This is a genomic window from Moraxella sp. ZY200743 (genome assembly GCF_050885545.1).
In the GTDB taxonomy this organism is placed as follows: domain Bacteria; phylum Pseudomonadota; class Gammaproteobacteria; order Pseudomonadales; family Moraxellaceae; genus Moraxella; species Moraxella haemolytica.
Genome location: NZ_CP091313.1, coordinates 1,812,195 through 1,838,721 on the forward strand (window position 1 = coordinate 1,812,195; position 26,527 = coordinate 1,838,721).

A 26,527-nucleotide genomic window follows, 5' to 3' on the forward strand; every position below is an offset into this window, starting at 1 on the left:
CATCACCCATCTTTTAAACTTGATAGATCAACTAATATAAAGACAATTTTGGCTTTTGCAAGACAAAAACTTTAACTTGCACCAAAACTATGGCAAAATACCAAACCAATCATCATCAATCAACCCATCATTATGCCAATTCAAGCTACCAAAAAACGACTGCATACACTCTTTAAAAAAGGTCAAAAAATCGCCCAAACTCAGCTTGCCCCCCATCTCCTAAAGGCACGCATCACCACTTATGCACCACTGATAGGAGCAGGAATTCATGTTGATGTGCTGGACTTGGACGCCGGCTTATGCGTGGTCAGCATGCCTTTAACCAAGCTAAATCGTAACCTAGTTGGCACACAATTTGGCGGCAGTCTTTTTATGATGACCGACCCATTTTTTATGCTCATGCTAATGGCAAGACTGGGCAAGGATTATGTTGTTTGGAACAAAAAATCCACCATTGATTTTATCAAGCCCGGTCTAGGCAAAGTCATTGCTCGCATGAAAATCAGCCCCCAAGAAATCAATGACATCATCACCCTTGCCAAAACTGGCGAGCCTGTCTTTCGTGAATATCAAGTGGATATTACTGACAGCTCAGGCAAAATCATCGCCAAAGTCAATAAGACACTCTACATTCGCCTAAAAAACCGACAGCAACACAAGCCATCAAAGACTGATGAATAACAAAAAAACCCCGCCAACAGGACGGGGTTTTTGCTTGAGTAAAAGACGGATAAAATTATGCGTCTTTTCTTGCACCCAACTTTTCTTTAATACGAGCAGACTTACCAGAACGATCACGCAAGTAGTAAAGTTTCGCACGGCGTACATCACCACGACGCTTCACGCTGATGCTGTCAATAAGTGGTGAATGTAGCTGGAATGCACGCTCTACACCGATACCACTTGAGATTTTACGCACGGTGAAAGATGAGTTCAAGCCACGATTACGCTTAGCGATAACCACGCCTTCAAAGGCTTGCAGACGCTCACGGTCGCCTTCACGCACTTTTACTTGTACCACAACGGTGTCGCCTGGTGCGAATGCTGGGTGGTCTTTTAGCTGTGAATTTTCAATTTGTTGAACTAAAGGATGTTTGTTGCTCATGGCAATCTCCAATCAAACGACATAGGCTAAAAACCTTTTTAAAGTGGCTAAAAGGTCGCATATCGTATCATTATCATGCAGTCATAAAATGAACTGCTTACCCAAACCACATGGGCAAAACGATGCTATTTTACCTATTTTTATACTGTTTTTCAAGGTAATTTTAGACAAACAAATACAATCAATCAAATAACGCCAAGACAAGAATGACCATCATTTTTGGTATTGTTATTCATCGTCAAGTGTTTTTAACCATTTGGCCTGCTCTTTGGTTGGGGTAAACGCCTGCCACAAATCTGGTCGGCGTGCTTGAGTGCGTTTCGCCTGCTCCAAAAAACGCCACTTAGCAATATTGGCATGATGTCCTGATAACAACACTTCTGGGACTTTTTGACCATGAAATTGTACAGGTTTGGTATAATGCGGACAATCAAGCAGTCCATCCACAAAGCTATCTTCAAGTGCTGATTTATCATCGCTCATCACTGATGGCAGTCGGCGTATCACACTATCCATGACTATCATGGCAGGCAATTCACCCCCTGTCAGCACATAGTCTCCAATAGAAATTTCAGCATCAACATACAGCTCAAGCAGTCGTTCATCAACACCTTCATAACGACCGCATAGCAAAATCATGCCATGATGACTGACAAATTCAAGCACCCTAGATTCGTTTAACTGCCTGCCTTGTGGCGACAGATACACCACAGGACAACTGGGGTTTGCAATCCCTTTTTGATGAAAATACTGCTCAGCCAAAGACTTGGCGTGGCAAATCGCCTTTTGTAGTGGTTCTGCCATCATGACCATACCAGGTCCACCACCAAAGGGGCGTTCATCGATTCGCTTATAATTATCCGTGGCGAAGTCACGAGGGTTAATGACGCAGATTTCCACCTGCTCACGGGAAACGGCACGCCCTGTGATGCCAAAATCACGCACTGCATCAAACATCTGTGGCATGATACTAATCACCGCAAAGAACATGGCAACCCCAATCAGTAATCAACACCCCATGCCACAAGCATGGTTTTTGTATCTAAATTGACAGACAATACCACTTCCTTGTGCCACGGAATCAGTCTGTCTTCACCATCAACACTGTCTTTGGTTGCTGTAACAGAGATGATTTCATGAGCACCCGTCTCAAACATCTCTTTGATGACACCTAAATTCTCGCCTGACTCATTGATGACAGTCAATCCCACCAAATCCGACCAATAGTATTCATTTTCATCAAGGGCTGGTAGATTGTCTTTATGCACCCAAATGGTTGTGCCATTCATCATTTCAGCGACATTGCGGTCAGCAATCTCAACAAAGCTCGCTACCAACCCTGAACCTTGTACACGCCACTCCTTAACCGTCAAAGGTTTAAATCCTGTTGCCGTTTTCATCCACCAAGGCGACATACCAAATACATCAGCATGGTTGGCGGTCTCGCTAAACACCCATAGCCAACCTTTGATGCCATACGGTTTTTTTAGGGTGGCGATTTTGATGAGTTCATCAACAGCAGGTGTGGCAATCATACCATCACGGCGTAAATTTAGATTGTTAATCCTGTTATTCATGGTCATTAAACTGGTTTTATCCCAAGAGTTATCTAAAAATCATCAGTATCGATGGCAATTCAATCATCGACATGATATCAAAAAAATCGGCTTGCGTTTTCATACAGTAAACAACGCAAACCGATTTTTTCAATCCAATGTTGGCAATGCCAGTCGTATTAAGCAACTTGCTTAGCTTTTACTAGCTGTGCAACACGATCAGAAGGTTGTGCACCTTTGGCAATCCAAGCATTGTAAGCATCTAGATCAATACGGAAAACTTCTTCTTGACCACGAGCCAGTGGGTTAAAGAAGCCGATTTTTTCAATATGACGACCATCACGAGCAGCACGCTTGTCAGCAACAACTACTTGATAAAAAGGACGTTTTTTTGCACCACCACGGGCTAAACGGATAACTACCATGAGAAACTCTCTTTTAAAAAAATAAGTAAAAAATTTGTTGCAAGAATTAGGCTAATCATTCTGTCATCGTGTTGAGGATGAGCCGATGATGAACAGAATCATTAAAAGATTTAAATTATAGCAAAATTTTTTGATTCTTTCAAAGTAAAATCTACACAATATGCCATTTTTCTCACTTTTTTATTAGATTGCCATTAAGCGGTGGCAACTTGGTTTTATTTTAAAGAACATCTTGGTTGTAATAGCTTTGCTGATGCTTTATTGCTCTTATGATAAAATCATTACCAATGATATAAGTATGCTACAATATGCCAATTTAGTTTTATGGGTTGTGTCTCATGGGTCATCATGCCACATCGCTTGCCAAATTGCGTCATCGCCTGCACTCGAACACTTGGCGAACGGTTTTGGTGGTGTTTTTTATTGTGTTTGTCAGCGTTGCTTTATCCATTTGGCTGTTCTGGCGAACACTGTATCTGCCCGAGCTAAAAAGCCATGCCAGTTATTTAGCAAGTGAAATCAGACTCATGGATAATGCCCGTAGCAAATGGGCAGATAGCCCAGAAACACTGGCTTGGCTAGAACAAAACAGCCACATTCAAATCATCAGCAATCCTGATAACTTTCCCGATGTTACAGAAAAATTCTTTGTCAGTAAGATGACCGATGTTCTAGCAGACGAAGTGCGTGCTGAATTGGGGCGTGATGTAGAGGTGTATTTCAAATTTAAGCCCACACCCAGACTATGGGTGCAAGACAGCAAATACCCCGACACTTGGCTTCGTGAGCCTGTTGCGTATTATTCTGAGTATAGCACCGGTGTATTAGTAGGTTTTGTATTTGGTTTGCCATTTTTGACTTTACTCACCATTTGGGTGCTAGTACGCAGCTTGAACCGCCCCCTAAAACGCCTAGAAAAAGCCGCCATCAGCTACATTCAAGAAGGACATACCACCACACTTGCCACCGACACAGGTCCAAGAGAGATACGCCGTGTTAACACAGCGTTTAACCAGTTATTCACTACATTAAGCCAGTCTCAAAAAGAACGCACCATCATGCTCGCTGGTATCAGTCATGACTTACGCACCCCTTTAACTCGTATGCGTCTGACCGCCGAGATGCTACCTGATGAGTTCTTCCGTGAAGGCTTAGTGTACGACATTGAGGATATGGACGCCATCTTAGAACAGTTCATCTCATTCATGAAAGACGGCTCTGATGAACCTGTCTGCCCAACCAATCTTGACGTCATTTTTAAAGAAATTATGGTGCAATTTTCAGATGTCAGATTTAACTACGACAGTAGCATCGGTCAAGATGTGTCTGTTCGCCCTTTATCCATCAAACGCCTAATCATCAATTTGGTTAATAACGCCATTCGTTATGGAAGACAGCCCATTCACATCGGTGCTTCCATCATACCACCTAACTCTCAAGGCGATGCTGATTTTGAATTGCAAAATCCCTACACCAAATATCCCACACTCATCATTCATGTCAAAGATGAAGGTGATGGCGTAGCAGATGACCAACTAGAACGCATCATGCAACCTTTTGAGCGTGGCGAAACAGCTCGCACCACTCAAGGTAGTGGACTTGGTCTTGCCATTGTTAATCGCATCGCAAGACTACATCAAGGCAGTGTTGAGGCAATCAACCACCCTGATGGCGGACTGTATGTTTGCGTCAAAATACCGCTCATCACCCAAATTATCAGCCATGACGAGACAGAAAAGAACACACCCCAAAGCTAACTTTAGGGTGTGTTGGGTATTTTGTATCAATCAAAAAGTATGATTTTATTTATCGCTTTGTTTGCCAATCAGCACTTTATCGCTTTTTGCTTGAGTTAGCTCATCAGCAACAATCGCCACCCCTGCCTGTTTGGCAGGCCAATCCATCATAAAGCGAGCACCTTTTAGTGTTGGACTCTCATCAACCTTAAGCTCTGCATTGAACCAAAAAGCGATGCGTGCCACAATGGATAAGCCAAGCCCATAACCGCCCGATGAGCGAGTACGACTATCATCAAGCCTTGCAAACGGTACAAATACTTTTTCACGGTCTTCTTCTTTAATGCCCTGTCCATCATCTTCAACACTGACCACCACACGACCTTTAGCCACGCTCGCACTGATTAAAATCGTACTGTTGGCATAACGCATGGCATTACCCGCCAAATTCTGTACAACACGATGCAAGTAGCGTCTGTCCGCCATCGCTTGTGCTTTAGGTGATGACACATTAGTTAGCACCTTGATGTTTCCACCTAGGGCATTGGTCTCTCGTTCAATCTGCTTAACCAAATCGTACAAATTGACCATTTCCCACTCTAGTTTTGGCGAACCTTCTTCCAATTTTGCATAAGTTAAGATTTCATCAATCAGCTCATTGAGCGACTCAATATCTTCATCAATCTGTTGTTTTTGTAGCTGTCTTGACTCATTATTGTCTTCATCTGCCAACATATCCACCGCAAAACGGATACGAGCTACGGGCGTACGCAGCTCATGCGATACCGCACGAGCCAACTCCCTTTGGGACTCAATGAGTCGCTTAATATGCTGTGTCATGGCATTGAAAGTTGATGACAATCTTGAGACATCATCACACCCAATCACTTGAACTTTGGTGTTTAAATCGCCTTGCATCACACGATTGACACCTGCTTGCAATAGGTGCAAACGACGCTCAAGCGGAAAAATTAGCCCATACACACCAAGACTAATAAACAGCAAACAAATCAGCACAATGCCAGCAATCAGATTCATCGGAAACCAATTAAACAAGGCCACAGGACCAATCACAATGACAGATGTATCAACCTCCGAAGCCACCACAAAGGTTACCAATGAGTTTTGTATGCTGTCGCCATCTTTATATAAAATGACTGGTTCATCACGATGTAGACGAGCCACCTGACTACTATCCAACCGAAGTGAGTCTATCGGTCTAATCTCTATGGGATAGGCGGATTTTTGGCTTAAAAACTGCAAGCGACTTTCTTTGGCTTGCATGGTTGGATAGTATGCCAAATCATCAAGTAAAAATATCATCAATGCTCGTACTTGACGCTCACCCACTTGCGATAAATTCACCGTCAGTAGATTATTTTCTCCAGCAATGCGATGATAAATAGTCATATCCTTAGTAACAGGATTATGTCGCACCACTGTCTTTTCTTCATTTAGGCGGCGTATCTCACGCCCCGTAAATTCAACCGAATTCATTGGCACGATACTAAAAATCTCACCAAATAAGCGACTGGCATCCAACAACCAATACTCACGGCGATTCTCTTCTTGCTGATGAACGAGCCCCTGACTGATAAGATAAAATGAGCCTGTAGCTATCTCTTCTCGATAAGATTGCAAACGCTCTTGGTTGATGGCATCAACCAATAAATAAGCACAAAACGCCACCGCCAAGCAGATGAGTAGCAAACCCGCATAGATACGAAAAAATATGCTTCGTTCGGTTAAGGAAATCAGTGCCATATCTTAAAATAATCCAATAAAATAAAAGCCAGCATTAGCCAGCTTTTATCATCCTATCCACATCAGTTGCCTTCTTTGACAAACAAATAACCCTTGCTACGAACTGTTTTAATACGCTTTGGATTCTCTGGGTCATCGCCAATCTTCGGACGAATGCGAGAGATGCGAACATCAATAGAACGGTCTTGACCATCATACTCGATGCCACGCAAACGCTCAAAAATATCTTCACGAGATAGAATGCGACCAGAATTTGAAGCAAGCAACCATAACAAATCGTACTCAGCACTGGTAAAATCTACCAATTCATCGTTCAAAGTTACCGAACGACCGCCATTATCAATCACCAGATCACCAAATTCTAAACGCTGTGGCGAGTCCGACGAAGGGGTAGTCTCAGAACGACGCAATAACGCTCGAATGCGAGCAAGCAGTACTCTTGGCTGGGCTGGCTTAGCAACATAGTCATCAGCACCCATCTCAAGACCAAGCACCTGATCCATGTCTTCAGTACGAGCAGTTAGCATCAAGATTGGATTTTGGTAATGCGGACGAACCTCACGGCACACTGCCAGACCATCAGAACCTGGCAACATCACATCAAGCACCACCAAGTCTGGTTGCTCAGTAATAATACGGCGAATCGCTCGAGCTCCATCGGTTTCAATCGCTACATCCAGTCCATTGCGTCTTAGGTAATCCTGGATTAGCATTGCCAGTCTTTCATCGTCTTCAACAATGAGAATTCTGGGAATATCTTCTTTTTCTGGGGTTGCTGTATTTGTTGTCATGGTTATCCTTAAGCGAAATCATAAGATTGCTTGAAAAATACGCACCGAAAATCATTAAGCACGGTTTTTGTATTTTTGGATGGTTTGTAATTGTGCCACAGACTCAGCTAACGCCGCCAATGCAGCATTTGTCTGAACGGTACTATTTTGGTTTACCAGTAGCTGTTCGGCATTGCGACGAGCTTCAGCGATTTTTACTTCATCCAAATCATGTGCACGCTCAGCAGAATCCGCTAAAACAGTTACCACATGTGGTTGAACTTCCAAAACCCCACCTGAAACATAGATGATTTCTTCAGTACCATCGGTGGTTTTGATGCGTAATGTACCTGGTTTTAGCAGTGTGATTAACGGTGTATGACCTGCAAGAATACCAATCTCGCCATCATGACCTGCCGCCACCAACACACTGATCTCGCCAGCATACAACTCTTCACGAGCACTTACCACTCGGCATTTAAAGGTTGCCATTATACTCTCCTATGTTAAGTTTAATGATGACAACCACTCATTGAGTGATTGTCATTTCCGCCCTATCAGCAAGTGATTGGGGAAATATTAAACTTATGCTGCTTGTAGCTTCTCAGCTCTAGCAACCGCTTCGTCAATACTACCAACCATATAGAAAGCTTGCTCTGGTAGATGGTCGTATTCGCCTTCGATGATCGATTTAAAACCAGCGATGGTATCACGAAGTGAAACATACTTACCAGGTGCACCTGTAAAGACTTCTGCCACATGGAATGGTTGAGATAAGAAGCGTTGAATCTTACGAGCACGATAAACAATCATCTTGTCTTCTTCAGACAACTCATCCATACCCAAGATGGCGATGATGTCTTTTAGTTCTTTATAGCGTTGCAACACTTCTTGTACACCACGAGCAACATTATAATGCTCTTCACCAATGATTTGTGGATCTAGCTGGCGAGAGGTTGAGTCTAGTGGGTCAACCGCAGGATAAATACCTTGTGATGCGATATCACGGCTTAATACAACAGTTGCATCCAAGTGAGCAAAGGTCGTTGCAGGAGATGGGTCGGTCAAGTCATCTGCAGGCACATATACTGCTTGAACAGAAGTAATAGAACCTGATTGCGTTGAGGTGATTCGCTCTTGCAAAATACCCATTTCTTCAGCCAAAGTTGGCTGATAACCTACCGCAGATGGCATACGACCTAGCAATGCTGATACCTCTGTACCAGCCAAGGTGTAACGGTAAATGTTGTCAACGAATAACAATACATCACGACCTTTGCCAGTAGCTTCATCTTTTTCATCACGGAAGTATTCCGCCATGGTTAGACCAGTCAAAGCAACACGCAAACGGTTTCCTGGTGGCTCGTTCATCTGACCATAAACCATCGCTACTTTTGACTTGGTAAAGTCATCAGTATTAACAACGCCTGCTTCTTGCATCTCGTGATAAAAGTCATTACCCTCACGAGTACGCTCACCCACACCAGCAAATACCGACAAACCTGAGTGTTTTAAAGCGATGTTATTGATAAGCTCCATCATATTAACGGTCTTACCAACACCAGCACCACCAAATAGACCAACTTTACCACCTTTTGCAAATGGGCATAGTAAGTCAATAACTTTGATACCAGTTTCGAGTAGCTCGGTTGAATTTGATTGCTCATCATAGCTTGGTGCATCACGATGGATTGACCATTTTTCTGCAGCATTAACAGGACCAGCTTCATCAATTGGACGGCCAAGCACATCCATAATACGACCTAAAGTCGCTTGACCAACTGGCACAGAGATTGGGGCACCAGTATTAGAAACCGATAAACCACGCTTTAGACCTTCTGTCGAGCCCATTGCAATGGTACGCACAACCCCATCACCAAGTTGCTGTTGCACTTCTAAAGTTGTTTCAGTGCCATCAACACTTAGTGCATCAAAAATTTGGGGTACTTGACCACGGCTAAACTCAACGTCAATTACCGCACCAATAATCTGCACAATACGACCGCTCATTGCGTTCTCCTATAATTCATTGTTCGGCTAAGAAACAGCGGCAGCACCGCCAACGATTTCCGAAATTTCTCGGGTAATCGCCGCTTGACGCAGCTTGTTATAAACCAACTGTAAATCTTTAATCAAATTGCCAGCGTTATCTGTTGCAGCTTTCATCGCTACCATACGCGCTGATTGCTCTGAAGCGATATTCTCAAGTACTGCTTGATAAACGATTGACTCAATATAACGCACCATCAGACTATCAATCAAAGTCTTGGTGTCTGGTTCATAAATATAATCCCAGCTATGCGATACACTCACATCATCGGCAAAAGTATCCTCTGGCAGTGGCACAAGTTGTGCTACCGAAGGCTTTTGCGTCATGGCATTGATAAATTTATTATAAACCAAATAAATGCGATCTAAACGACCTTCACTGTAGTCATCAAGCATTACCTGCACAGGGGTGCTGAGCTGCTCGTAGCTTGGGCTGTCGCCATAGCCTGTCAATACCGAACTTACTTTGCCACCAAAGTTCTTAAAAAAGCTCACGCCTTTTGAACCAATGACTGCAAATTCAATTTCAACCGATTGGTCTTGATATTGTTTTACTGATTTTAGAAGGTTTTTGAACAAGTTAATATTCAAACCACCTGCCAAACCACGGTCTGAAGTAACGACAATAAAGCCCACACGATTGACTGGACGGCTTACCATGTACGGATGCTTATAATCCGATTGTGCTTGCACCAAATGCGTAATCACTCGGGACATGCTTTCGGCATAAGGACGACCCATTTCCATACGCTCTTGAGCTCGGCGCATTTTACTGGCAGCCACCATTTGCATTGCACGCGTAATCTTTTGAGTGCTCTTAATGCTGGTTACTTTTGCACGTATTTCTTTTAAGCTTGCCATAATTGTTCCAATACTGGACTTATTTTTAAATAAGGTTTGGTGTGCTAATCTTTAGCACACCATTTATTAGCTACTTAGTAACTACCTGTTGCCTTGAACGATTCAATGGCTGCTTTTAGACGACTTTCAATGTCATCATTGTAGTTTGCAGTCTCATCAATTTCATTCATCAAGGCAGTATGTTCACTGCGTAGGCTACGCAACAACGCTTCTTCAAACGCACCAATCTTCTCAACTGGTACATCAGCTAGATAGCCTTCATTAGAAGCATAAATTACTGCCGCCTGATCAGCAATAGACATCGGTGCATATTGCTTTTGCTTCATCAGCTCAGTAACACGCTGACCGTGTTCCAACTGTTGCTTGGTTGCATCGTCAAGATCTGAAGCAAACTGGGCAAATGCAGCAAGTTCACGATACTGAGCTAGAGCTGTACGAATACCGCCTGACAGTTTTTTGATGATCTTGGTTTGTGCAGCACCACCAACACGAGATACCGAAATACCAGCGTTTACCGCAGGGCGGATGCCTGAGTTAAATAGGTTTGACTCAAGGAAAATCTGACCATCAGTAATAGAGATAACATTGGTAGGTACGAATGCAGACACATCACCTGCTTGTGTTTCAATAATAGGCAGTGCGGTTAATGAGCCAGTCTTACCTTTAACTTCACCATTGGTAAATGCTTCAACATAATCGGCATTAACACGAGAAGCACGCTCTAGTAGGCGAGAATGTAGATAGAATACATCGCCAGGATAGGCTTCACGCCCTGGTGGACGGCGTAGTAGTAGTGAAATTTGACGATAAGCAACCGCTTGCTTAGACAGGTCATCATACACAATCAGTGCATCTTCGCCACGATCACGGAAGTATTCACCCATTGTACAGCCAGAATATGGTGCGATATACTGAAGTGCTGCAGGCTCAGAGGCTGATGCCACAACAACGGTGGTGTATTCTAATGCACCAGTTTCTTCAAGTTTACGCACGACATTAGCGATGGTTGAGCGTTTTTGACCAACGGCAACATACACACACTTAATGCCAGAATTTTTTTGAGCAATAATGGCATCGATAGCTAATGCAGTTTTACCAGTTTGGCGGTCACCAATGATAAGCTCACGCTGACCACGACCGATAGGAATCATGGTATCAACAGCTTTATAGCCAGTCATTACAGGCTCATCAACTGATTGGCGAGCAATAACACCAGGTGCAATTTTTTCAACTTTATCAGTCAATTTTGCATTGATTGGACCTTTGCCGTCAATTGGATTACCCAATGCATCAACGACACGACCTAATAGTTCAGGACCTACTGGAACTTCTAAGATACGACCTGTGCAATAGGCTTTTTGACCTTCTTGCAGACTCAAATAATCGCCTAGAACAACAGCACCCACTGAGTCTTGTTCAAGGTTAAGTGCCATGCCATAAACATTGCCCTCAAACTCGATCATCTCACCATACATGGCTTCTTCTAAACCATGAATCTGCACAATACCATCAGAGACACTGACGATTACGCCTTCAGTTTTTGCAGTTGCGCTTATGTCAAGGTCTTGAATGCGCTGCTTAATCAGATTACTGATTTCGGCTGGATTCAATTGTTGCATTGCCTTGTTTCCTTTAAAATGTCAGCTTTCTGCTTAGGCAGTTAGCTGCGTCTTTAATTGTTGTAACTTACCACGCACTGAGCCATCGGTAAACTTATCACCCACTTTAATCGTTGCACCACCCAAAAGCTCCGGATCAACTGCTTCATGCAGAATCACAATCGAACCTGTTGAGATTGCAAGTTTCTCTTGCAAGGTTTTACGTTGGGCTTCGGTTAAGGGATAGGCTGAAGTAACGTAAGCGTCAACCTGTTTTAGCTCTTGTGATTTAAATTTGCTGTAATGAGTATGGATTTCAGGCAATAAAGCCAGTCTGTCATGTTCTGATAACTGCTTGGTAAAATTAACCAATGCGTCAGAAGGTTGCTCTGCCGTTTGTGAAGCATAGATATCAATCAAGACGGCAGTTTTTTGCTCTGCAGAAATGGCTGGATTGCTTAGCAGTGAAGAAAAAGACTCATCACTTACAATACTGCTTGCAATTAACAAAAAGTTCTCCCAATTGTTAATTACATTTTGCTCTTTAGCATAGTCAAATGCCGCTTTGGCATAGGGTCTTGCTAAGGTGGATAGTTCAGCCATGATTTCCTCTAATTACAGCTTAGCTGCCAACTGGTCTAGCATGTTAGCGTGTTCTTGTTCATTGACTTTGCTTTGCAAAATCTTTTCTGCACCTAGTACCGCTAGGTGAGCGACTTGAGAGCGTAGCTGTTCACGAGTTTGAGCAGCTTCTTGCTCGACAGTCGCATGTGCTTGTGCAATGATACGCTCACCTTCTAGACGAGCCTGCTCTTTAGCATCTTCAATCATCTGATTAGCGGTTTTATTGGCACGCTCAATGATAGAAGCAGCCTCAGTTTTTGCAGCAGCAAATTCTTGTTCTACCTGCTGTTCAGCAGAAGCCAAATCTGCTTTGGCTTTTTCGGCGGCATTTAAGCCTTCCTCAATTTTTCTTTGGCGTTCGTTGATAGCACCGATAAATGGTGGCCATACGAATTTCATGCAGAACCACACAAAAATCGCAAAAGCAATCAACTGACCAAACAATGTAGCATTAATGTTCATCAATCACCTCGTTGTTAGTGAAAGTCAGGTGATAGCCAATTCTAGGTCGTATCATTGCAAGGCAAATCCACGACCAGAAATGAGCGTTAAACTGACAGTTTCAGCTTATGCGAATGGGTTGGCGAACAATAGAAGCATTGCAATACCAACACCAATCATTGGCACGGCATCAAGAAGACCTGCTACGATGAACATTTTAGTTTGAAGTTGCGAACCTAGTTCTGGTTGACGAGCGGTACTCTCTAGGAATTTACCGCCTAATAGAGCAAAACCGATACCGGTAGCTAGTGCGCCAAGACCGATTAGAATAGCTACTGCAAGTAGAGTGTACTGAGCGATTACTGGATCCATGATGTCTCCTTAATGACCTATCGAAGGATAAAATTTAAAAAGTTTTCAATTAATGTTCTGATGTTTGTGAGATGAGCGATAGATAAACAATCGTCAACATCATAAACACGAACGCCTGAAGAGTAATAACCAAAATATGGAAAATTGCCCATGCCAAGTGTAATGGTACGCCTAAAGTTTTGACAAATAGGCTGCTAGACATATACATAAGAGCAATCAAAATAAAGATAAGCTCTCCAGCATACATATTACCAAATAAACGCAGACCTAGAGAAATTGGCTTTGCAAGCAAAGTTACAATCTCAAGAACTAAGTTTACAGGAATAAGTATTGCTTGTAGCAATGGGTTTTTTGCACTAAATGGGTGTAATGTAAATTCAGCAATAAACCCACCCACACCTTTATATTTTAGACCAAACCCAATGATTAGAATGAGCACACCCAGTGCCATACCTAAAGTAATATTTGGATCGGTACTTGGGACAATCTTAAAATAAACATGATGAGGATCTAGTCCAAACACATGCTGCCCTACCATTTGAGCGGCATAAGGAATCCAGTCCACTGGAATCAAGTCCATCAAGTTCATCAAGAAAATCCAAACAAAGATCGTCAAGGATAATGGTGCGATAAGCTTTGAAGGACCGTTATAAGATTCTCGTACGCTATTGTCAACGAAGTCTACAATCATTTCAACAAAAGCTTGTAGTTTGGTCGGCATACCAGAGGTTGCCTTACGCCCTACTACCCAAAACAACGCACAAAAAAATATGCCTAACCCAATAGACCACAGCATGGAGTCCAAATGAATGGCCCAAAAACCCATTTCTGCGGCTTCAGCGGCATCATACGCCACTTTCCAGCCATGCTCTGGGTGATTCCCAAAAGTCCAGTTGGTTAAGTGGTGAGCAATATAATCTGAAGATGTTTGTTCGGCTGCCATAATAAGCTTCTTATCTTAAGTCAAACAAAAGATTTGGTGATAAACACCTAATCAGAACTAAAATCTATGATAAACATCACAGGCAACTAACATAGCTGACCTATTTATTTTTTGAGCAAGATACTATTTATCCATTTGGTCTTGTTATCCATTTGGTCTTGCAAATTACCAGTAACGGCATTTGACAAAAAAGACCATCAACATCCAATATGGGGTAAATTTTATCAATAATTACATTAATAGCTAGGTCACTATCTTACTTTAGTCAAGCCCATATGTAAAGGAAAATATACTTTTCCTTGCTGAAATTTTACGATTTAATAAAAAACAGCACTTAAAATTGTAAAATCAAGCCAGTCGCCACATACTAAGTGTGTACACTAATTGCATGATGACATAACCTGCTATCACAAGCATCGCCAATATTGGCTTTAAATAAATGAAAATAAACGCAAAGCCCAACATGACCACAAGCCATTTTAACATTTGCCCAAGATACATATTGAGCATGATCTGTTGGCGAACCCTCGCCCCTGTAAGACGATAGGCTACAAAGGTAAATACATATTGAGCCAAAAAATGTAACAATGCACCACACAATAAACTCTTGGTGTCAATAAACCCATGACCACCAAACCACTCCAAACCACCATACAGCTCAACAATCATGGCTAAGATTGCCACAATCAAGACTGCCCAAATTTGGCGAACCTGCATGGCATGAACTTGCTGTTTTTGGGTGCGTCTTGCTGGAACAGTCATCACATTATCGTTTAAATCGGATAGACAGGAAAGCTAACACATAGCTATGATAACCGACAATGGCAAAGAGACATAAGCCCTCTGCATTGTTTGATGATAGTAAGCCTTTAGTGTGTGCATAAACGACTGTATTATAAAAACTTTTGTTAACAATGGCAATAGGTTTTAGCAATTATTGCATTAAAATAATCATTATTTTTTATAAAAATCATGATACGATTCGTCCACAACCATGGGTCAGGGCGTGCTGGCAATGACTAACCTTTAATACATTTTTGAATACTTAAGGCTAAATCCGTCCACACCTCAACAAAATCATCGCCATCACTCATGTCTTCTTGGCGAACAATCGTACCAACATTGCCCAGTTTGTTGATAATGCCATCAGAAACCGCCCCTTGAGAAGCAATGCACATGCGTGGTTGTGGGCGATTTTTACTTAGATGAGCGATTTGTCTTGCTTTTGGTGGCAGGTGATCAACAGGTGTTAACGCTCCTGAAAATTTCAAACCTGCTGAACGCTCAAGATACTGAAACGAATCATGATAAGCCCAATAAGGTAGCGACTTACCATTCACTTTGACTTGAGCGACTGCATGATCCATACGCGAAGCGAACTCTTGGGCGTTTTTTTGATACAATGATTGATGCTCAGGATTGGCATGACTATGAATCACCGCCAATGCCCTGACGATGGCTTTGGCATTCTCAGGTTCAAGCCAAATATGAGCATCAAAACTGCCTTCTTGTGGCGTACCATCAATATGGCGTCGTGGCAAGCGTTCAAAAGCATTAAAATCAAATAGCGAGATGACATTTGGCTCATCCGACAGTGCATTAACCAAATTTTGTTCAAGCAAATCTCCAAACCACACCACATAACTACTTTGAGCGATGGTCTTTTGTGCACTTGGGCTTAGCTCACCATGATGACCGACATCACCGGCTTTTAAAAGCACTGTGGCAGGCTCTGCTCCTTTGGTTACGGCATTGGACAATAACGCCAATGGATAATTGCTGACGCTGACTGTACCTGCATGAGCAATGGCGGTTAACAGCATGGGCGTAAACACAGCGACTTTGGTAAAATTGGCAAATAAACGATCAAAATTCATAAATCTCTCTATTAAATCAATCAACCCCAGTATCAATGCTAAGCTCAAAATAAAACCTTGCGTGATTAAGCCTATTTATCGTTAATACAACTGGTTAATTGTTATAAAATCTTGAAAAACTCTACGCAAAAAATACGCCAAGCCCCATCAAATAGGCTGACAGATTTTCTGGAAAATATAGTTATAAAATAACATATATCGCTAAGAAAATCATCTACTGATTGACAATTTTTAACAGTCTGCAAAAATTTCTTGATGGCATGAGTTATATTATAAGGTATAATATGCCAAATCAATATCAAATATGATGCTCTATTTTCCTACTTTTAAAAAAACACTTAAGACAACCCAGCTAAGCGACGCTTGCCAAGGCATCTTAAGTAAAAATTGACAAATCATAGCACAAGAACATTACCATGACAACATCAAACCATCATTGTAGTTGCAACCATCATCACAGCGTCCACCAACACAACATCTCAGAACGCATTCATGATGCCAAAATTCACTGCGAAGCTCGAGGTGTGCGATTCACACCACTGCGTGAAGAGGTTTATGCACTTATTTTGGCATCAGACAAACCGCTTGGGGCGTATGATTTGATTAGTGCCTTACAACGAAATCGTCAAAACAGCGATGCTACCACCAAAAACATCGCACCACCAACCATCTATCGTTCGCTTGAGTTCTTATTAAATGAAGGCTTAATCCATCAATTAAGCTCAATGAATGCCTATGTGCCATGCTGTCATCCACGCTCTAAGCACGCAGCAGCATTTCTGATTTGCAAAATCTGCCAAAGCGTTGAAGAATGTAGCAATCTACCTGTTGATAACATCATGCACTTTGCTAAAGACGATGCCAGATTTCAAGTTGATCAAACCGTGATTGAGCTAAAAGGTGTCTGTCGTGCCTGCCAAGCCTAATACGCCACTATTGCACGCTCAAAACATCAGTTATCAAATTGGGGATAATGCTTTGCTAAGTGATGTCTCCATCAAGCTGTATGCAGGAGAGATGGTCAGTCTCATTGGTCCAAATGGGGCGGGCAAATCCACCTTGGTTAAACTCATCTTGGGTCTCATCAAACCCACTTCAGGAACAATCATCAACAATGCCAAAACTCTAAGCTATGTCCCACAGCGGTTTAGCGTGCCTGAAATATTGCCACTTCGTGCAAAGGATTTGCTTGCACAAGTCAATAAATCACACCTAACCGCTGAACAAAAGAGCTTCATACTAGATAAACTATCCATCGCACCACTGCTTAATAAGCAAATGATACATTTATCAGGTGGCGAGACGCAGCGTGTGCTATTAACACAGGCACTGCTGAACAAGCCTGAACTGCTTATACTGGATGAACCCATGCAAGGACTTGACCCAGACACTGAAAACTGGCTGTATCACTTCATTGATGAACTACCAGATTTTTTGGCATGTGGCATGCTTGTGGTCTCGCACGATTTGCATTGGGTAATGAAAGGTTCAAAACGAGTCATTTGTTTAAATAAACACATCTGTTGTCAAGGTGTGCCTAGTCAGATTGCTCTTACTCCTGAATTTACTCATCTATTCGGTCATTATCAACCCTACATTCATCATCATGACCATTGCCATCATGCCGATGATTGCACCCATCAGCATGGAGATGCCCATGAGTGATTGGCTACCCATCATCGCCCCTGCTTGGATAGCAGGCTTGCTATTAGCACTATTATCCGCACCACTTGGCTGCTTGGTATTATGGCGACGCATGGCATTTTTTTCAGATACTTTGGCACATGGAGCCCTACTTGGTGTGGCGATGGCAGCTTGGTTAAATTTACCTGCCGATATTGGCATCACCTTAGTGAGCGTACTGATTGTCATCACGCTCATCTTGATCAATGAACGCAAGCTACCCAATGACGCTACTTTATCTGTCATGGCGGCCACTCTACTGTGCCTAGGGCTACTTACTCTAACACAGCTGACCCAACAGCAGGCGAACATATTAGGGTTTTTGTTTGGTAGCTTGCTTGATATTGATTGGGCAGACCTGCCTCGTTTGAGTGTACTCATCGCTTTAGGTGGTGCATTTTTGACATGGATTTGGAACAATCAGATCAAACTTGCCACTTCAGAAGCACTGGCACGCATCGCAGGCGTCAACCCCTTACAACAGCAAATATTCTTTATGGGGCTTTTGGCAGGTTTTTGTGCAGTGGCACTACAAGCCGTAGGAAGTCTTTTGATTAGCGGTTTGCTTATTTTGCCTGCATTGAGTGCAAGATTGGTATCAAAGTCGCCAAGGCAGATGGTCATCGTTGCCATGGCATTGGCACAATGTGGTGTAACAGCCGGTATATGGGGCAGTGTTTGGCTTGATATACCGACAGGAATTTCCATTGTGCTGACTTTAGCATTAGTCTTTTTTGGCTTCTTTATGGTGCATAAATGCCGACACATGGACACTTAACACACATTGACGCACCTGCCAATATCTTTAAAATTGCTCAAATCAGCGATTTACATCTTAGTGATGAAAGTAGCTTTAATCGGTTCTTGTCAGTGCTAACATTAGCACTTAAAGAATCGCCTGATTTATTACTTTTGACAGGTGATTTGGTCAATGATGGGAATCGCCAAGGCTACGACCGTCTATACAAAACTTTAATTTTCACTAAGATTCCTTTTTTGTGTTTGGCAGGCAATCATGATGTTACTGCCGAAATTGGGCATCACCTCCCCTTTGATGAACGCACTTTTTTGCCCATTCGTCTTGACGATAGACTACCTGACAGGCAACGACTCACCATTAAGATGGCAAACATCACTTGGCAGATTCTCGCCATCAATACTGCCATATCTGGTCAAATCGGCGGATATGTTAGCCGTGAGAATCTAGAATTTCTTAACAAGCATTTGACCTGTAATCAACCAACCATCATCGCCATGCACCATCACCCTCAGCCTGTCGGCTCTGCTTGGATTGATGAATACATGCTACAAAATCATGATGAATTTTGGCAGACGCTCTCTTGTTTTGATAACATCAAAGCTGTCATATGTGGTCATGTACATCAGGCACATCGCATTGACACACATAACACCTCACTCTATACTTGCCCTGCAAGTAGCCGTCAGTTTCTAGCATATCATGACGATTTTACCATTGATGACGCACCACCAGGCTTTCGCTTGATACACATTTGCAACAAAAAAACACTAGCAACTTGGGTAAAAAGATTACAAAATTAGCTTTCTTTATAATAATGCCAATCCATTACCCTTATAGATTCAAGTGGGTATTAGAAAAATACTTGTAAATCTTGCTAGGTTTTGGCAAAATGTAGCATTTTTGATTGTGCGGTGGATATCAATAACACAATCAAACCCAAATTCTGCGGCAATGCGGTTGCGCTATGGGCATTGCCATTTACCAAAAGCCAATAAGGCGACTTTTGAAGGATTTTAAGCGCATGAATACCAAAACTTTCACCCCTTATGAACCTGCCAAAGACGAAGAGTATATGTCCGATGCACAGCTTGAGCATTTTCGCACAATGCTGTTGGCATGGAAAGAAGAGCTGATGTCAGAAGCAGAGCGAACCAAAGACTATATCAACGAAGAAACTGGTACAATGGCGGATATTAACGACCGTGCCACCCAAGAAGAAGAATTCGCCCTTGCCCTACGGACACGAGACCGTGAACGCAAACTGATTAGAAAAATTGACAAATCCATCGCTGAGATTGATACAGGCGACTACGGTTACTGCGAGACTTGCGGTACTGAAATCGGTCTAAAACGCCTAGAAGCCAGACCGACCGCCACTCAATGTATTGACTGCAAAACCTTATCCGAGATGAAAGAAAAGCAAAACTTAGGCTAATGTTATGCTGACAGTCGCCCAGCATCGACCCATCATTGGGCGATTTTCTCCATCGCCGACAGGTCATTTACATCTAGGCTCGCTCACTACTGCGGTGGCGAGCTTTTGTCATATTAAGTCGCTAGGTGGACAGTGGCTACTTCGCATGGAAGATGTGGACTTTGAACGCTGTAAGGCACAGTATAGCACTTCTATTCTACAGGATTTAGACAATCTGGGATTGCATTGGGACGGCGAAGTCGTTTATCAGTCTGACCGCCAGCATATCTATGATGAGTTTATAGATATGCTAAAGTCCCTAACCTATGCTTGTCAATGCTCACGCAAACAGCTACAAGCATATCTGCAGACACACAACAACAACACCAAACCCATCACCTTTAATCACGCATCAAAAGAGCTGAGTCAAACTCAAGATTTAAATCAGCCACTTATTTATCCACGACTGTGCCTGCATCATTCTTATGACGCCGCTCATCCAAACAGTAAAATACGCCTCTGCCTGCCTGATACTTTAAGTGCATTTTATGATGGCATTCAGGGGGTTATTTGGGATAATCCTGCTAGAAGTCTAGGTGATGTTGTCATCAAACGCCAAAATGGCATGATTAACTATATTTTTGCCTGTGCCATTGATGATGGTCTGCAAAACATCAGCCACATCATGCGTGGTCTAGATATTCTGCCGATGACTGCTGGACAGCTAACCATCAATAAAGCCTGTCAACTACCCCACGCCGACCATCATTATCATCTGCCACTACTGCACAACAAAGACGGACAAAAACTCTCTAAGCAAAATCTTGCCAAACCCATCAAAGATGAACAACCCACCGCTTTACTCATTGATGCCCTAAGACGACTAAAACAGCCCATCCCTAAAGACATGATGGACGGCAAGACTGATGAGATATTAGCATTTGCCATCAAGCATTGGAATAATCAACCACTCATCCAGCAAAGCTCGCTCGGCATCAGTGATGACAACTAAACCTGCAACATCAATAAAAATCTTGGATTTAATATGCCGACAATCTTTATGACCGAACCGCCCAAGCGATGATCTGCATTGACACACCTTAGGCGAAATTCTGATGACTTAATTATCATCATATTCATTTAGACCATGCTTTATTACGGATAATGTACCATAAGGGCGGTTTAATCCACTATGGATTGACAAAAAAACACCCCAAAGTTTAGAGTGTCTAACTTTTAGGGTGTTTTTCATGACCATTAGGCTATTGCGTAGCACTTACAGAAGTCTAGTAGTTTCTACTATTACCCTCATAATCAATACGGGCACTTTCTTTGGCAACCTTTAAGATAAAGCCAATCATCATCATATTGACCACGAGTGCCGAACCACCAAAACTATAAAACGGTAGAGTCAGACCTTTTGTTGGCAAGATACCCATATTCATGCCTGCATTGATGAATACCTGCCCAAAAATCACCACCGCAAAACCAAAAACGATATAGCTAAGACGCAACTGGCGACGCTTTAACGCCATATAACTAATCATCATGATAGCAACGACAATCATTGCCTCAAGTAACAATACAAAACCCACGCCAATTAATCCCAACTCTTCACCAGTAATCGCCAAAATAAAATCTGTGTGAGCCTCAGGCAAGTGTGATAGCTTTTGGACGCTGTCTCCATAACCCACACCACTTAGCTGACCACGACCAAAAGCAATCAAACTGCGTGATAGCTGAAAATCAGAATTTTGAATGTCATCAAAAGGATCCCAAAATGACATCATACGCTCACGGCGATAATCAGCAAGAAAAATACCTGCAATACCAACCACCAAGACGAACAGTCCAATCATGACATACTGCGTTTTAGGTGCACCACTAATCCAAGCAAGTACAAGCAAGGTTGCCACAATAACTGCTGTTGAACCATAGTCAGGTTGCATCATCAAAAAAACAGCGACAGGGGCGTACCAAGCCAGTAGTTTTGCACCGCCCAAGATACTGCTACGAAACTCTGCCGAACGGCGTACTACATACTCTGCAGCAATCATTACCATGACCATCTTGGCAAGCTCAGCAGTTTGCAAGTTAAACCCTGCAATACTCAGCCAGCGTTTTGAGCCGTTAATCGGCACGGCAAAAATCTCAGTCAATATTAAAAGAAAAATCACCCCTATCCATGCAATGACCAAAAAGCTCAAGTTGCAGTAAATCTTTAGCGGAAGCACCTTATATACCGAAAATGCCGCAAAAATACCGACAAATATATAAAACGCTTGCGACCAAAAAAACCGCATTGGGTTTAAATCTTTAGCTAAGGCAAAAGGGATGGAAGCTGATGCAATCATCAGCAAAGATAAGGATAGTAACAACCCCAAACTCACCACAAGCATCGTCTGTGGTGATGGCAGATTAAGTGTGGATAATCTTTGGAAAAATGCAGACATGGTACTAAAAACCACTCAATAAAATATGAATATAAACTTACTATTATAAACGACTTTTTGTTGAAACGCAGGGGTTTTCATCAGATAGAAAAAAGATATTACAAATTAACCGAGCAACCAGACACAATAATTGACATAATGGTCGTTACACCAAAGTGTCAAGCCATAAATCCAATAAGACCACTCTGTTGGTGGTTTTATTGGACAATCACAACATCAAGCAGTCGTCAAGGCTTTGACCATCGCCACGAATTGCTCACCACGATCGCTATAGCTTTTAAATTGGTCAAAGCTGGCACACGCTGGCGATAGTAACACCGCCTTAGCGTCGCTACCACTGGCTAAAGCAAAGGCTGTCTGCATATTGCCTGCATGATGAATACGCCTTGCCAGTGATGGCTTGGCAAGCAGTCCTTTTTCGATGGCTTGAGCATCAGCACCAATGAGATAGATGGAATGCACATATTTTTCTACACAATCGCTAAGCTCACTAAAATCCTGACCCTTACCCAGTCCACCCAAAATGAGTGCCAAAGAACGCTCGTCATAGACCGCCCCAAGCCCATCAACCGCAGCAATGGTTGAGCCTATATTAGTTCCTTTTGAATCATTAAAGTAGGCACGATTTGCCACCTTATCAACATATTCACAGCGGTGCGGTAGCCCACGAAATTCCCCCAATACCTTAAGCATGGCACTCATCTCAAGCCCAACCATCACGCCCAAAGCAAGGGCAGACAAGGCATTTAATAAATTATGCCCGCCTTTGATGAATACTTCGTCAGCGGATATGAGTCGCTTGCCTTGTCGGCATAGCCAAATCACACCCTGCTCTTTAACAAGATACAAATCGGCTTGATCACCCCCATCAATAGTGCCACTGGTAGTGATAACGCCTGCACCACCCACCCCTTTTTCCAATAAGGCTTGCTGACAAGAAACCTGCAAAGATTCATCATCAATACAGATGACAGCCGCCCCTGCTTCATGAAAAATACGCAGTTTTTGAGCAAGATAACCTTGCATATCGCCATGTCTATCTAGGTGGTCTGGCGAGATATTCAAGATGGTTGCCACTGATGCACCCAGCCTACCAATATGCTCTAGCTGAAAACTGGATAATTCAAGCACCACCATATCCAAATCGGCAATGCTAAGTAGTTCAAGTGCTGGCGTACCAATATTACCACCTACACCAACTACTTTACCAGATGCTTTTGCCATCTCACCAACCAAAGTTGTTACAGTGGATTTGGCGTTTGAGCCTGTGATGGCAACTATCGGCGTCTGCTTGCCTAACTTCTCATCACGCACACGCAACTCATCAACAAACAGTTGCACATCACTTACCACAGGTATGCCTGCTACCTTGGCAGCCACTATCGCTGAATGTCTAGGGTCAACCCCTGGGCTAATCACGATGGTGCTTGCTGATAATAGTAGGTTTTGGTCAATACCACCAAAAGCTGTCTGCACACCTTCAGGTAACTTAGAAGCAAGACCTGGTGCTGACTGCTCGTCAACCACTAAGACTGTATGCCCCTTTGCTGTCAAAAAATTAACCGCTGATAGTCCTGATGCACCAAGTCCAACGACCACATACAACAACTCTACTGGTTCTGTCATAATTACTCTCACCGTGTTTGCTATAATGACAACCTATTGTAGCAGAATTTGCATCAATGCACATTGAATTTTTGTAGCATTTGGCGGTATAATCTATTCATCAATAAATTCACACTTAACGCCAAGGAAATTTCATGAAACTCGTTTCGGCAATCATCAAACCTTTTAAACTAGACGATGTCAGAGAAGCACTCTCAGAAATTGGCATCAACGGCATCACCATCACCGAAGTTAAGGGCTTTGGTCGCCAAAAAGGTCATACCGAGATGTACCGTGGTGCTGAATATGTGGTGGATTTTTTACCAAAAATCAAACTTGAAATCGCCTGCACTGACGACATGACAGATCTCATCATCGAAGCAATTATCAGTGCCGCTAACACAGGTAAAATTGGCGATGGCAAGATTTTTGTAACGCCACTTGAAAGAGTAATCCGTATTAGAACAGGCGAGACTGACGAATCTGCCTTATAATATCAAACAAGCAACAATAAAAAACGCATCGTGATTGATGCGTTTTTTATTGCCATTCAGTGATTCTAATCAAAAAATCAAAACTTGAACTACTTAAATTACTTACGAGTTAAAACTTGAGAACCCTTTAGCGTTTTTAGGGTAAGTTTATTGCCGTTTAGCGTAATGTCTGCGTTTACTGCAGGTATCAAGCCCCAACGAGGATCTTTTGCCTTACCCTTGTACTTGCCATCACCAAGATTTTGGGCGTTTAGAATGACTGTTTTACCAACAAATTTTTTGGCTTTTTCAGTTTGACCTGATACGACTACGCCTGTGAACTTGCCGCCAGACTCGCTGATTTGTACGACAGCTTTTGGCTGACCATCTTCACTCATCTGCCAGTTACCAACGATTGGGTCAGCAGCAAATGCTGTGCCCGCTAAAGTTAATGCCGCTGCCACTGCGATAATTTTTGTCATTTTCATAACCATCTCCTTAAAAACCACTTGTCAAAATAACAAGCATAAATTCATTATATCAATCCTGTCGTCAAAAGCAATGCCAATCGCTGTAAGAAAATGCCCTTTTTGTGGTAGTTTTATTAAGCTGTATTACCGATACAATACTTAACCAAACGGATTGTCAATCACTTCCATCTGTTTAACAGATAAATCCTGCTCATCTTGCTCGTCTGTCGCCATGAGTAAATTTTGGGCAAATTCCGCCAACGCTTTGGCATGAGACCGCCCCACTTCATCAGCCTTGATTTGCACATCGCCATGAATGATGACATGACCTAGACGGTTTTCTATTATCAGATTACCAATGGTCAGCACTTCGTGTTCATTATTAAAAATATCCATAACCACTCCTAATGACATCAATTCAGCCTAGCGATTGATTACCGTGATGAAATATTTCAAGATTTCAAGGATAAAAAGCAACCAACCACTCATGCTACTTAAGTTTATCTTGTCCCTCTCCACTTCAGCCTTACCACCCATCTGCTTTCCATCATTGTTTGATTCTGATAACTGGTAGGCTTGATTTTGAACTGGGGTTGGCAACATCGGAAAAACACTCATGCCGGTACGGCTTTGTAGTTCGTTTAAGCTGATGATCTCATAGCTTGCACTTTCAATATTGGGTGAATAATACACGCCCGCCTGATTCAGACTTGGGATATACACCGCCTTAAACAAATGGCTTGGCACCATCACACGGCCGCCGATGCGTGCAATCGTTTTTCCATCAAAAACCACACCATTAACCACATAAACATCACCATATTTGATGGTAAGATTGCGTGTGGCAGTTTCAATGTGTCGCCAAACATTGCGGTTGTGCGTGCCGTTTTGGGGAACGATATTGGCAAGGCTAAAACTCTCATATTGCGTGTGTGTATTTGCCATGTCGCCATTTGGGGATAAATGCCCACGATCAAAGCCTGAATGACTATAGTCGGACAACTCTGCACGCCTGCTGTGAGCCAACCGACTTTCAGCACGAAAACTGTCATTGCGTACCAATGTGCGTGCCTGTTCAATACGCTCACGAGTAAGATATTCCGCCGACCATAAAGGTGTGCGAGATACACCTGAATGCAGTACTGCAAAGCCCTCAAAGCATAAAGCATCAAGCTCTTTATTGAGTCGTTCGCCACGAGACCCTACAAGCGTGGGCGATTTACCATCATAAAAATGCTGGCGACACTGAGCAAAGACATCGTCAAACCCCACAGCAAAATCTGTAGTGGTCGCTACAACTTGCGTAGCGATGGCAGTTTGTGCGGTCAAAAGACCAGCACCCATCATTAGGTAAGCAACGCTTAGATAAATCACAAATAAATATCTCATCATTTAATTATACCAAAAACCACATCAAAAAACCCTAGCAAAACCATCATTATCCTGTTGAAATCTTATAAATTCTTATCTACACTATGCCAACAAATCCATAAAAACCATGAAAAATCCACCCATTATCCCCATATAGTCTTTTTGTTTCAAAAAATA

General features: G+C 42.6%; 32 protein-coding genes. 10 read left to right on the forward strand and 22 right to left on the reverse strand.

Annotated elements, in window-relative coordinates:
* The first annotated feature begins 132 nt into the window (after positions 1-132).
* Entirely contained in the window at positions 133-681 is a 549-nt protein-coding gene (locus L3D27_RS08850) for a DUF4442 domain-containing protein (RefSeq protein ID WP_284673315.1), read from the forward strand.
* Between the two features lie 55 nt (positions 682-736).
* On the opposite strand, the gene rplS is transcribed toward L3D27_RS08850, so the two are convergent.
* The 4 genes from rplS to rpsP form a co-directional block, all read right to left on the reverse strand.
* Positions 737-1,105 (reverse strand): 50S ribosomal protein L19, encoded by a 369-nt coding sequence (gene rplS, locus L3D27_RS08855; RefSeq protein ID WP_284673316.1) that lies wholly within the window; start codon positions 1,103-1,105, stop codon positions 737-739.
* A gap of 228 nt (positions 1,106-1,333) precedes the next feature.
* Positions 1,334-2,095 carry a tRNA (guanosine(37)-N1)-methyltransferase TrmD gene (gene trmD / locus L3D27_RS08860; RefSeq protein ID WP_284673317.1) on the reverse strand — a complete coding sequence of 254 codons (762 nt, stop codon included), beginning with the start codon at positions 2,093-2,095 and terminating at the stop codon, positions 1,334-1,336.
* Positions 2,096-2,106: 11 nt separating this feature from the next.
* Positions 2,107-2,640: a ribosome maturation factor RimM gene (gene rimM / locus L3D27_RS08865; RefSeq protein ID WP_284674623.1), complete on the reverse strand. Its 534-nt coding sequence runs from the start codon at positions 2,638-2,640 to the stop codon at positions 2,107-2,109.
* Between the two features lie 200 nt (positions 2,641-2,840).
* Positions 2,841-3,086: a 30S ribosomal protein S16 gene (gene rpsP / locus L3D27_RS08870; RefSeq protein ID WP_432480958.1), complete on the reverse strand. Its 246-nt coding sequence runs from the start codon at positions 3,084-3,086 to the stop codon at positions 2,841-2,843.
* Between the two features lie 338 nt (positions 3,087-3,424).
* Here rpsP and L3D27_RS08875 point away from each other — a divergent pair, with 338 nt between their 5' ends.
* On the forward strand, positions 3,425-4,843 hold the full coding sequence (locus L3D27_RS08875) for an ATP-binding protein (protein WP_432480959.1): 1,419 nt from the start codon (positions 3,425-3,427) through the stop codon (positions 4,841-4,843).
* A 45-nt stretch (positions 4,844-4,888) separates the two neighbouring features.
* Here L3D27_RS08875 and L3D27_RS08880 read toward each other — a convergent pair whose 3' ends face one another.
* The 12 genes from L3D27_RS08880 to L3D27_RS08935 form a co-directional block, all read right to left on the reverse strand.
* A complete protein-coding gene (locus L3D27_RS08880) occupies positions 4,889-6,586 on the reverse strand; it encodes an ATP-binding protein (protein ID WP_432480960.1) in 1,698 nt (565 codons plus the stop codon).
* Positions 6,587-6,648: 62 nt separating this feature from the next.
* Complete coding sequence (locus tag L3D27_RS08885) at positions 6,649-7,377, reverse strand: response regulator (RefSeq protein ID WP_432480961.1); 729 nt, start codon at positions 7,375-7,377, stop codon at positions 6,649-6,651.
* 54 nt (positions 7,378-7,431) lie between these two features.
* Positions 7,432-7,848: a F0F1 ATP synthase subunit epsilon gene (locus L3D27_RS08890; RefSeq protein ID WP_432480963.1), complete on the reverse strand. Its 417-nt coding sequence runs from the start codon at positions 7,846-7,848 to the stop codon at positions 7,432-7,434.
* 93 nt (positions 7,849-7,941) lie between these two features.
* Positions 7,942-9,366, reverse strand: a complete 1,425-nt coding sequence (atpD, locus tag L3D27_RS08895; protein ID WP_432480964.1) for a F0F1 ATP synthase subunit beta — start codon at positions 9,364-9,366, stop codon at positions 7,942-7,944.
* Between the two features lie 27 nt (positions 9,367-9,393).
* Complete coding sequence (gene atpG, locus L3D27_RS08900) at positions 9,394-10,266, reverse strand: F0F1 ATP synthase subunit gamma (protein ID WP_284673324.1); 873 nt, start codon at positions 10,264-10,266, stop codon at positions 9,394-9,396.
* A gap of 74 nt (positions 10,267-10,340) precedes the next feature.
* Complete coding sequence (gene atpA / locus L3D27_RS08905) at positions 10,341-11,885, reverse strand: F0F1 ATP synthase subunit alpha (protein WP_432480965.1); 1,545 nt, start codon at positions 11,883-11,885, stop codon at positions 10,341-10,343.
* A 33-nt stretch (positions 11,886-11,918) separates the two neighbouring features.
* Positions 11,919-12,467 (reverse strand): F0F1 ATP synthase subunit delta, encoded by a 549-nt coding sequence (locus L3D27_RS08910; RefSeq protein WP_284673326.1) that lies wholly within the window; start codon positions 12,465-12,467, stop codon positions 11,919-11,921.
* A 12-nt stretch (positions 12,468-12,479) separates the two neighbouring features.
* Positions 12,480-12,950: a F0F1 ATP synthase subunit B gene (locus L3D27_RS08915; protein ID WP_284673327.1), complete on the reverse strand. Its 471-nt coding sequence runs from the start codon at positions 12,948-12,950 to the stop codon at positions 12,480-12,482.
* A gap of 105 nt (positions 12,951-13,055) precedes the next feature.
* Complete coding sequence (gene atpE / locus L3D27_RS08920) at positions 13,056-13,301, reverse strand: F0F1 ATP synthase subunit C (protein WP_277808831.1); 246 nt, start codon at positions 13,299-13,301, stop codon at positions 13,056-13,058.
* Between the two features lie 49 nt (positions 13,302-13,350).
* Positions 13,351-14,244 (reverse strand): F0F1 ATP synthase subunit A, encoded by an 894-nt coding sequence (atpB, locus tag L3D27_RS08925; protein ID WP_284673328.1) that lies wholly within the window; start codon positions 14,242-14,244, stop codon positions 13,351-13,353.
* A 348-nt stretch (positions 14,245-14,592) separates the two neighbouring features.
* Positions 14,593-15,006, reverse strand: a complete 414-nt coding sequence (locus L3D27_RS08930) for a hypothetical protein (RefSeq protein ID WP_432480966.1) — start codon at positions 15,004-15,006, stop codon at positions 14,593-14,595.
* Positions 15,007-15,263: 257 nt separating this feature from the next.
* On the reverse strand, positions 15,264-16,121 hold the full coding sequence (locus L3D27_RS08935) for a metal ABC transporter solute-binding protein, Zn/Mn family (RefSeq protein ID WP_373628276.1): 858 nt from the start codon (positions 16,119-16,121) through the stop codon (positions 15,264-15,266).
* A 416-nt stretch (positions 16,122-16,537) separates the two neighbouring features.
* On the opposite strand from L3D27_RS08935, the gene L3D27_RS08940 reads away from it, so the two are divergent.
* The 6 genes from L3D27_RS08940 to gluQRS all read left to right on the forward strand — a co-directional run bounded on the left by L3D27_RS08940 (position 16,538) and on the right by gluQRS (position 20,990).
* Positions 16,538-17,047, forward strand: coding sequence for a Fur family transcriptional regulator (locus L3D27_RS08940; protein ID WP_284673331.1), 510 nt, complete (start codon positions 16,538-16,540; stop codon positions 17,045-17,047).
* Positions 17,022-17,786 (forward strand): metal ABC transporter ATP-binding protein, encoded by a 765-nt coding sequence (locus L3D27_RS08945; protein ID WP_373628275.1) that lies wholly within the window; start codon positions 17,022-17,024, stop codon positions 17,784-17,786. Before L3D27_RS08940 ends, L3D27_RS08945 begins: the two co-directional genes overlap by 26 nt.
* Positions 17,779-18,582 (forward strand): metal ABC transporter permease, encoded by an 804-nt coding sequence (locus tag L3D27_RS08950; RefSeq protein ID WP_432481909.1) that lies wholly within the window; start codon positions 17,779-17,781, stop codon positions 18,580-18,582. The genes L3D27_RS08945 and L3D27_RS08950 overlap by 8 nt, the downstream gene beginning before the upstream one ends.
* A complete protein-coding gene (locus tag L3D27_RS08955) occupies positions 18,561-19,364 on the forward strand; it encodes a metallophosphoesterase (RefSeq protein ID WP_432480967.1) in 804 nt (267 codons plus the stop codon). The genes L3D27_RS08950 and L3D27_RS08955 overlap by 22 nt, the downstream gene beginning before the upstream one ends.
* Positions 19,365-19,585: 221 nt before the next feature.
* Positions 19,586-19,999, forward strand: a complete 414-nt coding sequence (gene dksA, locus L3D27_RS08960; RefSeq protein ID WP_284673334.1) for an RNA polymerase-binding protein DksA — start codon at positions 19,586-19,588, stop codon at positions 19,997-19,999.
* 4 nt (positions 20,000-20,003) lie between these two features.
* Positions 20,004-20,990 (forward strand): tRNA glutamyl-Q(34) synthetase GluQRS, encoded by a 987-nt coding sequence (gene gluQRS / locus L3D27_RS08965; protein WP_432480968.1) that lies wholly within the window; start codon positions 20,004-20,006, stop codon positions 20,988-20,990.
* Here the strand turns inward: gluQRS and L3D27_RS08970 are convergent.
* Positions 20,987-21,118: a hypothetical protein gene (locus L3D27_RS08970; protein WP_284673336.1), complete on the reverse strand. Its 132-nt coding sequence runs from the start codon at positions 21,116-21,118 to the stop codon at positions 20,987-20,989. The two genes, gluQRS and L3D27_RS08970, sit on opposite strands and share 4 nt — an antisense overlap.
* 146 nt (positions 21,119-21,264) lie before the next feature.
* On the reverse strand, positions 21,265-22,377 hold the full coding sequence (locus L3D27_RS08975; RefSeq protein ID WP_432481910.1) for an FtsW/RodA/SpoVE family cell cycle protein: 1,113 nt from the start codon (positions 22,375-22,377) through the stop codon (positions 21,265-21,267).
* On the opposite strand from L3D27_RS08975, the gene L3D27_RS08980 reads away from it, so the two are divergent.
* On the forward strand, positions 22,313-22,453 hold the full coding sequence (locus L3D27_RS08980; protein ID WP_284674642.1) for a hypothetical protein: 141 nt from the start codon (positions 22,313-22,315) through the stop codon (positions 22,451-22,453). The two genes, L3D27_RS08975 and L3D27_RS08980, sit on opposite strands and share 65 nt — an antisense overlap.
* 194 nt (positions 22,454-22,647) lie before the next feature.
* Here the strand turns inward: L3D27_RS08980 and murD are convergent, their stop codons facing one another.
* Entirely contained in the window at positions 22,648-24,057 is a 1,410-nt protein-coding gene (gene murD, locus L3D27_RS08985) for a UDP-N-acetylmuramoyl-L-alanine--D-glutamate ligase (RefSeq protein WP_432480969.1), read from the reverse strand.
* A 134-nt stretch (positions 24,058-24,191) separates the two neighbouring features.
* Between murD and glnK the strand changes: the two genes are divergently transcribed.
* Entirely contained in the window at positions 24,192-24,530 is a 339-nt protein-coding gene (glnK, locus tag L3D27_RS08990; RefSeq protein ID WP_284673338.1) for a P-II family nitrogen regulator, read from the forward strand.
* A 98-nt stretch (positions 24,531-24,628) separates the two neighbouring features.
* On the opposite strand, the gene L3D27_RS08995 is transcribed toward glnK, so the two are convergent.
* The 3 genes from L3D27_RS08995 to L3D27_RS09005 form a co-directional block, all read right to left on the reverse strand.
* Positions 24,629-24,997 carry a DUF2147 domain-containing protein gene (locus tag L3D27_RS08995; protein ID WP_284673339.1) on the reverse strand — a complete coding sequence of 123 codons (369 nt, stop codon included), beginning with the start codon at positions 24,995-24,997 and terminating at the stop codon, positions 24,629-24,631.
* A gap of 141 nt (positions 24,998-25,138) precedes the next feature.
* Positions 25,139-25,375 (reverse strand): hypothetical protein, encoded by a 237-nt coding sequence (locus L3D27_RS09000; RefSeq protein WP_284673340.1) that lies wholly within the window; start codon positions 25,373-25,375, stop codon positions 25,139-25,141.
* Positions 25,376-25,402: 27 nt separating this feature from the next.
* The gene (locus L3D27_RS09005; protein ID WP_284673341.1) at positions 25,403-26,371 is read right to left on the reverse strand and encodes a DNA/RNA non-specific endonuclease; all 969 of its coding nucleotides are present in this window, start codon (positions 26,369-26,371) and stop codon (positions 25,403-25,405) included.
* Positions 26,372-26,527: the final 156 nt, after the last annotated feature.

Excerpts from the sequence above, each read along its gene's own strand:
- L3D27_RS08930 (WP_432480966.1), bottom strand. The coding sequence starts at position 15,006 with ATGACTGTTCCAGCAAGACGCACCCAAAAACAGCAAGTTCATGCCATG.
- L3D27_RS08970 (WP_284673336.1), bottom strand. The coding sequence starts at position 21,118 with ATGAATATGATGATAATTAAGTCATCAGAATTTCGCCTAAGGTGTGTC.
- L3D27_RS08885 (WP_432480961.1), bottom strand. The coding sequence starts at position 7,377 with ATGACAACAAATACAGCAACCCCAGAAAAAGAAGATATTCCCAGAATT.
- atpB (WP_284673328.1), bottom strand. The coding sequence starts at position 14,244 with ATGGCAGCCGAACAAACATCTTCAGATTATATTGCTCACCACTTAACC.
- L3D27_RS08980 (WP_284674642.1), top strand. The coding sequence starts at position 22,313 with ATGGAAGCTGATGCAATCATCAGCAAAGATAAGGATAGTAACAACCCC.
- L3D27_RS08950 (WP_432481909.1), top strand. The coding sequence starts at position 17,779 with ATGAGTGATTGGCTACCCATCATCGCCCCTGCTTGGATAGCAGGCTTG.
- dksA (WP_284673334.1), top strand. The coding sequence starts at position 19,586 with ATGAATACCAAAACTTTCACCCCTTATGAACCTGCCAAAGACGAAGAG.
- L3D27_RS09000 (WP_284673340.1), bottom strand. The coding sequence starts at position 25,375 with ATGGATATTTTTAATAATGAACACGAAGTGCTGACCATTGGTAATCTG.
- L3D27_RS08880 (WP_432480960.1), bottom strand. The coding sequence starts at position 6,586 with ATGGCACTGATTTCCTTAACCGAACGAAGCATATTTTTTCGTATCTAT.
- L3D27_RS09005 (WP_284673341.1), bottom strand. The coding sequence starts at position 26,371 with ATGATGAGATATTTATTTGTGATTTATCTAAGCGTTGCTTACCTAATG.
- atpA (WP_432480965.1), bottom strand. The coding sequence starts at position 11,885 with ATGCAACAATTGAATCCAGCCGAAATCAGTAATCTGATTAAGCAGCGC.
- atpE (WP_277808831.1), bottom strand. The coding sequence starts at position 13,301 with ATGGATCCAGTAATCGCTCAGTACACTCTACTTGCAGTAGCTATTCTA.
- L3D27_RS08955 (WP_432480967.1), top strand. The coding sequence starts at position 18,561 with ATGCCGACACATGGACACTTAACACACATTGACGCACCTGCCAATATC.
- trmD (WP_284673317.1), bottom strand. The coding sequence starts at position 2,095 with ATGTTCTTTGCGGTGATTAGTATCATGCCACAGATGTTTGATGCAGTG.
- L3D27_RS08875 (WP_432480959.1), top strand. The coding sequence starts at position 3,425 with ATGGGTCATCATGCCACATCGCTTGCCAAATTGCGTCATCGCCTGCAC.
- atpD (WP_432480964.1), bottom strand. The coding sequence starts at position 9,366 with ATGAGCGGTCGTATTGTGCAGATTATTGGTGCGGTAATTGACGTTGAG.
- gluQRS (WP_432480968.1), top strand. The coding sequence starts at position 20,004 with ATGCTGACAGTCGCCCAGCATCGACCCATCATTGGGCGATTTTCTCCA.
- L3D27_RS08935 (WP_373628276.1), bottom strand. The coding sequence starts at position 16,121 with ATGAATTTTGATCGTTTATTTGCCAATTTTACCAAAGTCGCTGTGTTT.
- L3D27_RS08910 (WP_284673326.1), bottom strand. The coding sequence starts at position 12,467 with ATGGCTGAACTATCCACCTTAGCAAGACCCTATGCCAAAGCGGCATTT.
- murD (WP_432480969.1), bottom strand. The coding sequence starts at position 24,057 with ATGACAGAACCAGTAGAGTTGTTGTATGTGGTCGTTGGACTTGGTGCA.
- L3D27_RS08890 (WP_432480963.1), bottom strand. The coding sequence starts at position 7,848 with ATGGCAACCTTTAAATGCCGAGTGGTAAGTGCTCGTGAAGAGTTGTAT.
- rplS (WP_284673316.1), bottom strand. The coding sequence starts at position 1,105 with ATGAGCAACAAACATCCTTTAGTTCAACAAATTGAAAATTCACAGCTA.
- rimM (WP_284674623.1), bottom strand. The coding sequence starts at position 2,640 with ATGATTGCCACACCTGCTGTTGATGAACTCATCAAAATCGCCACCCTA.
- L3D27_RS08850 (WP_284673315.1), top strand. The coding sequence starts at position 133 with ATGCCAATTCAAGCTACCAAAAAACGACTGCATACACTCTTTAAAAAA.
- rpsP (WP_432480958.1), bottom strand. The coding sequence starts at position 3,086 with ATGGTAGTTATCCGTTTAGCCCGTGGTGGTGCAAAAAAACGTCCTTTT.
- L3D27_RS08915 (WP_284673327.1), bottom strand. The coding sequence starts at position 12,950 with ATGAACATTAATGCTACATTGTTTGGTCAGTTGATTGCTTTTGCGATT.
- L3D27_RS08940 (WP_284673331.1), top strand. The coding sequence starts at position 16,538 with ATGACAACATCAAACCATCATTGTAGTTGCAACCATCATCACAGCGTC.
- L3D27_RS08975 (WP_432481910.1), bottom strand. The coding sequence starts at position 22,377 with ATGCTTGTGGTGAGTTTGGGGTTGTTACTATCCTTATCTTTGCTGATG.
- glnK (WP_284673338.1), top strand. The coding sequence starts at position 24,192 with ATGAAACTCGTTTCGGCAATCATCAAACCTTTTAAACTAGACGATGTC.
- atpG (WP_284673324.1), bottom strand. The coding sequence starts at position 10,266 with ATGGCAAGCTTAAAAGAAATACGTGCAAAAGTAACCAGCATTAAGAGC.
- L3D27_RS08995 (WP_284673339.1), bottom strand. The coding sequence starts at position 24,997 with ATGAAAATGACAAAAATTATCGCAGTGGCAGCGGCATTAACTTTAGCG.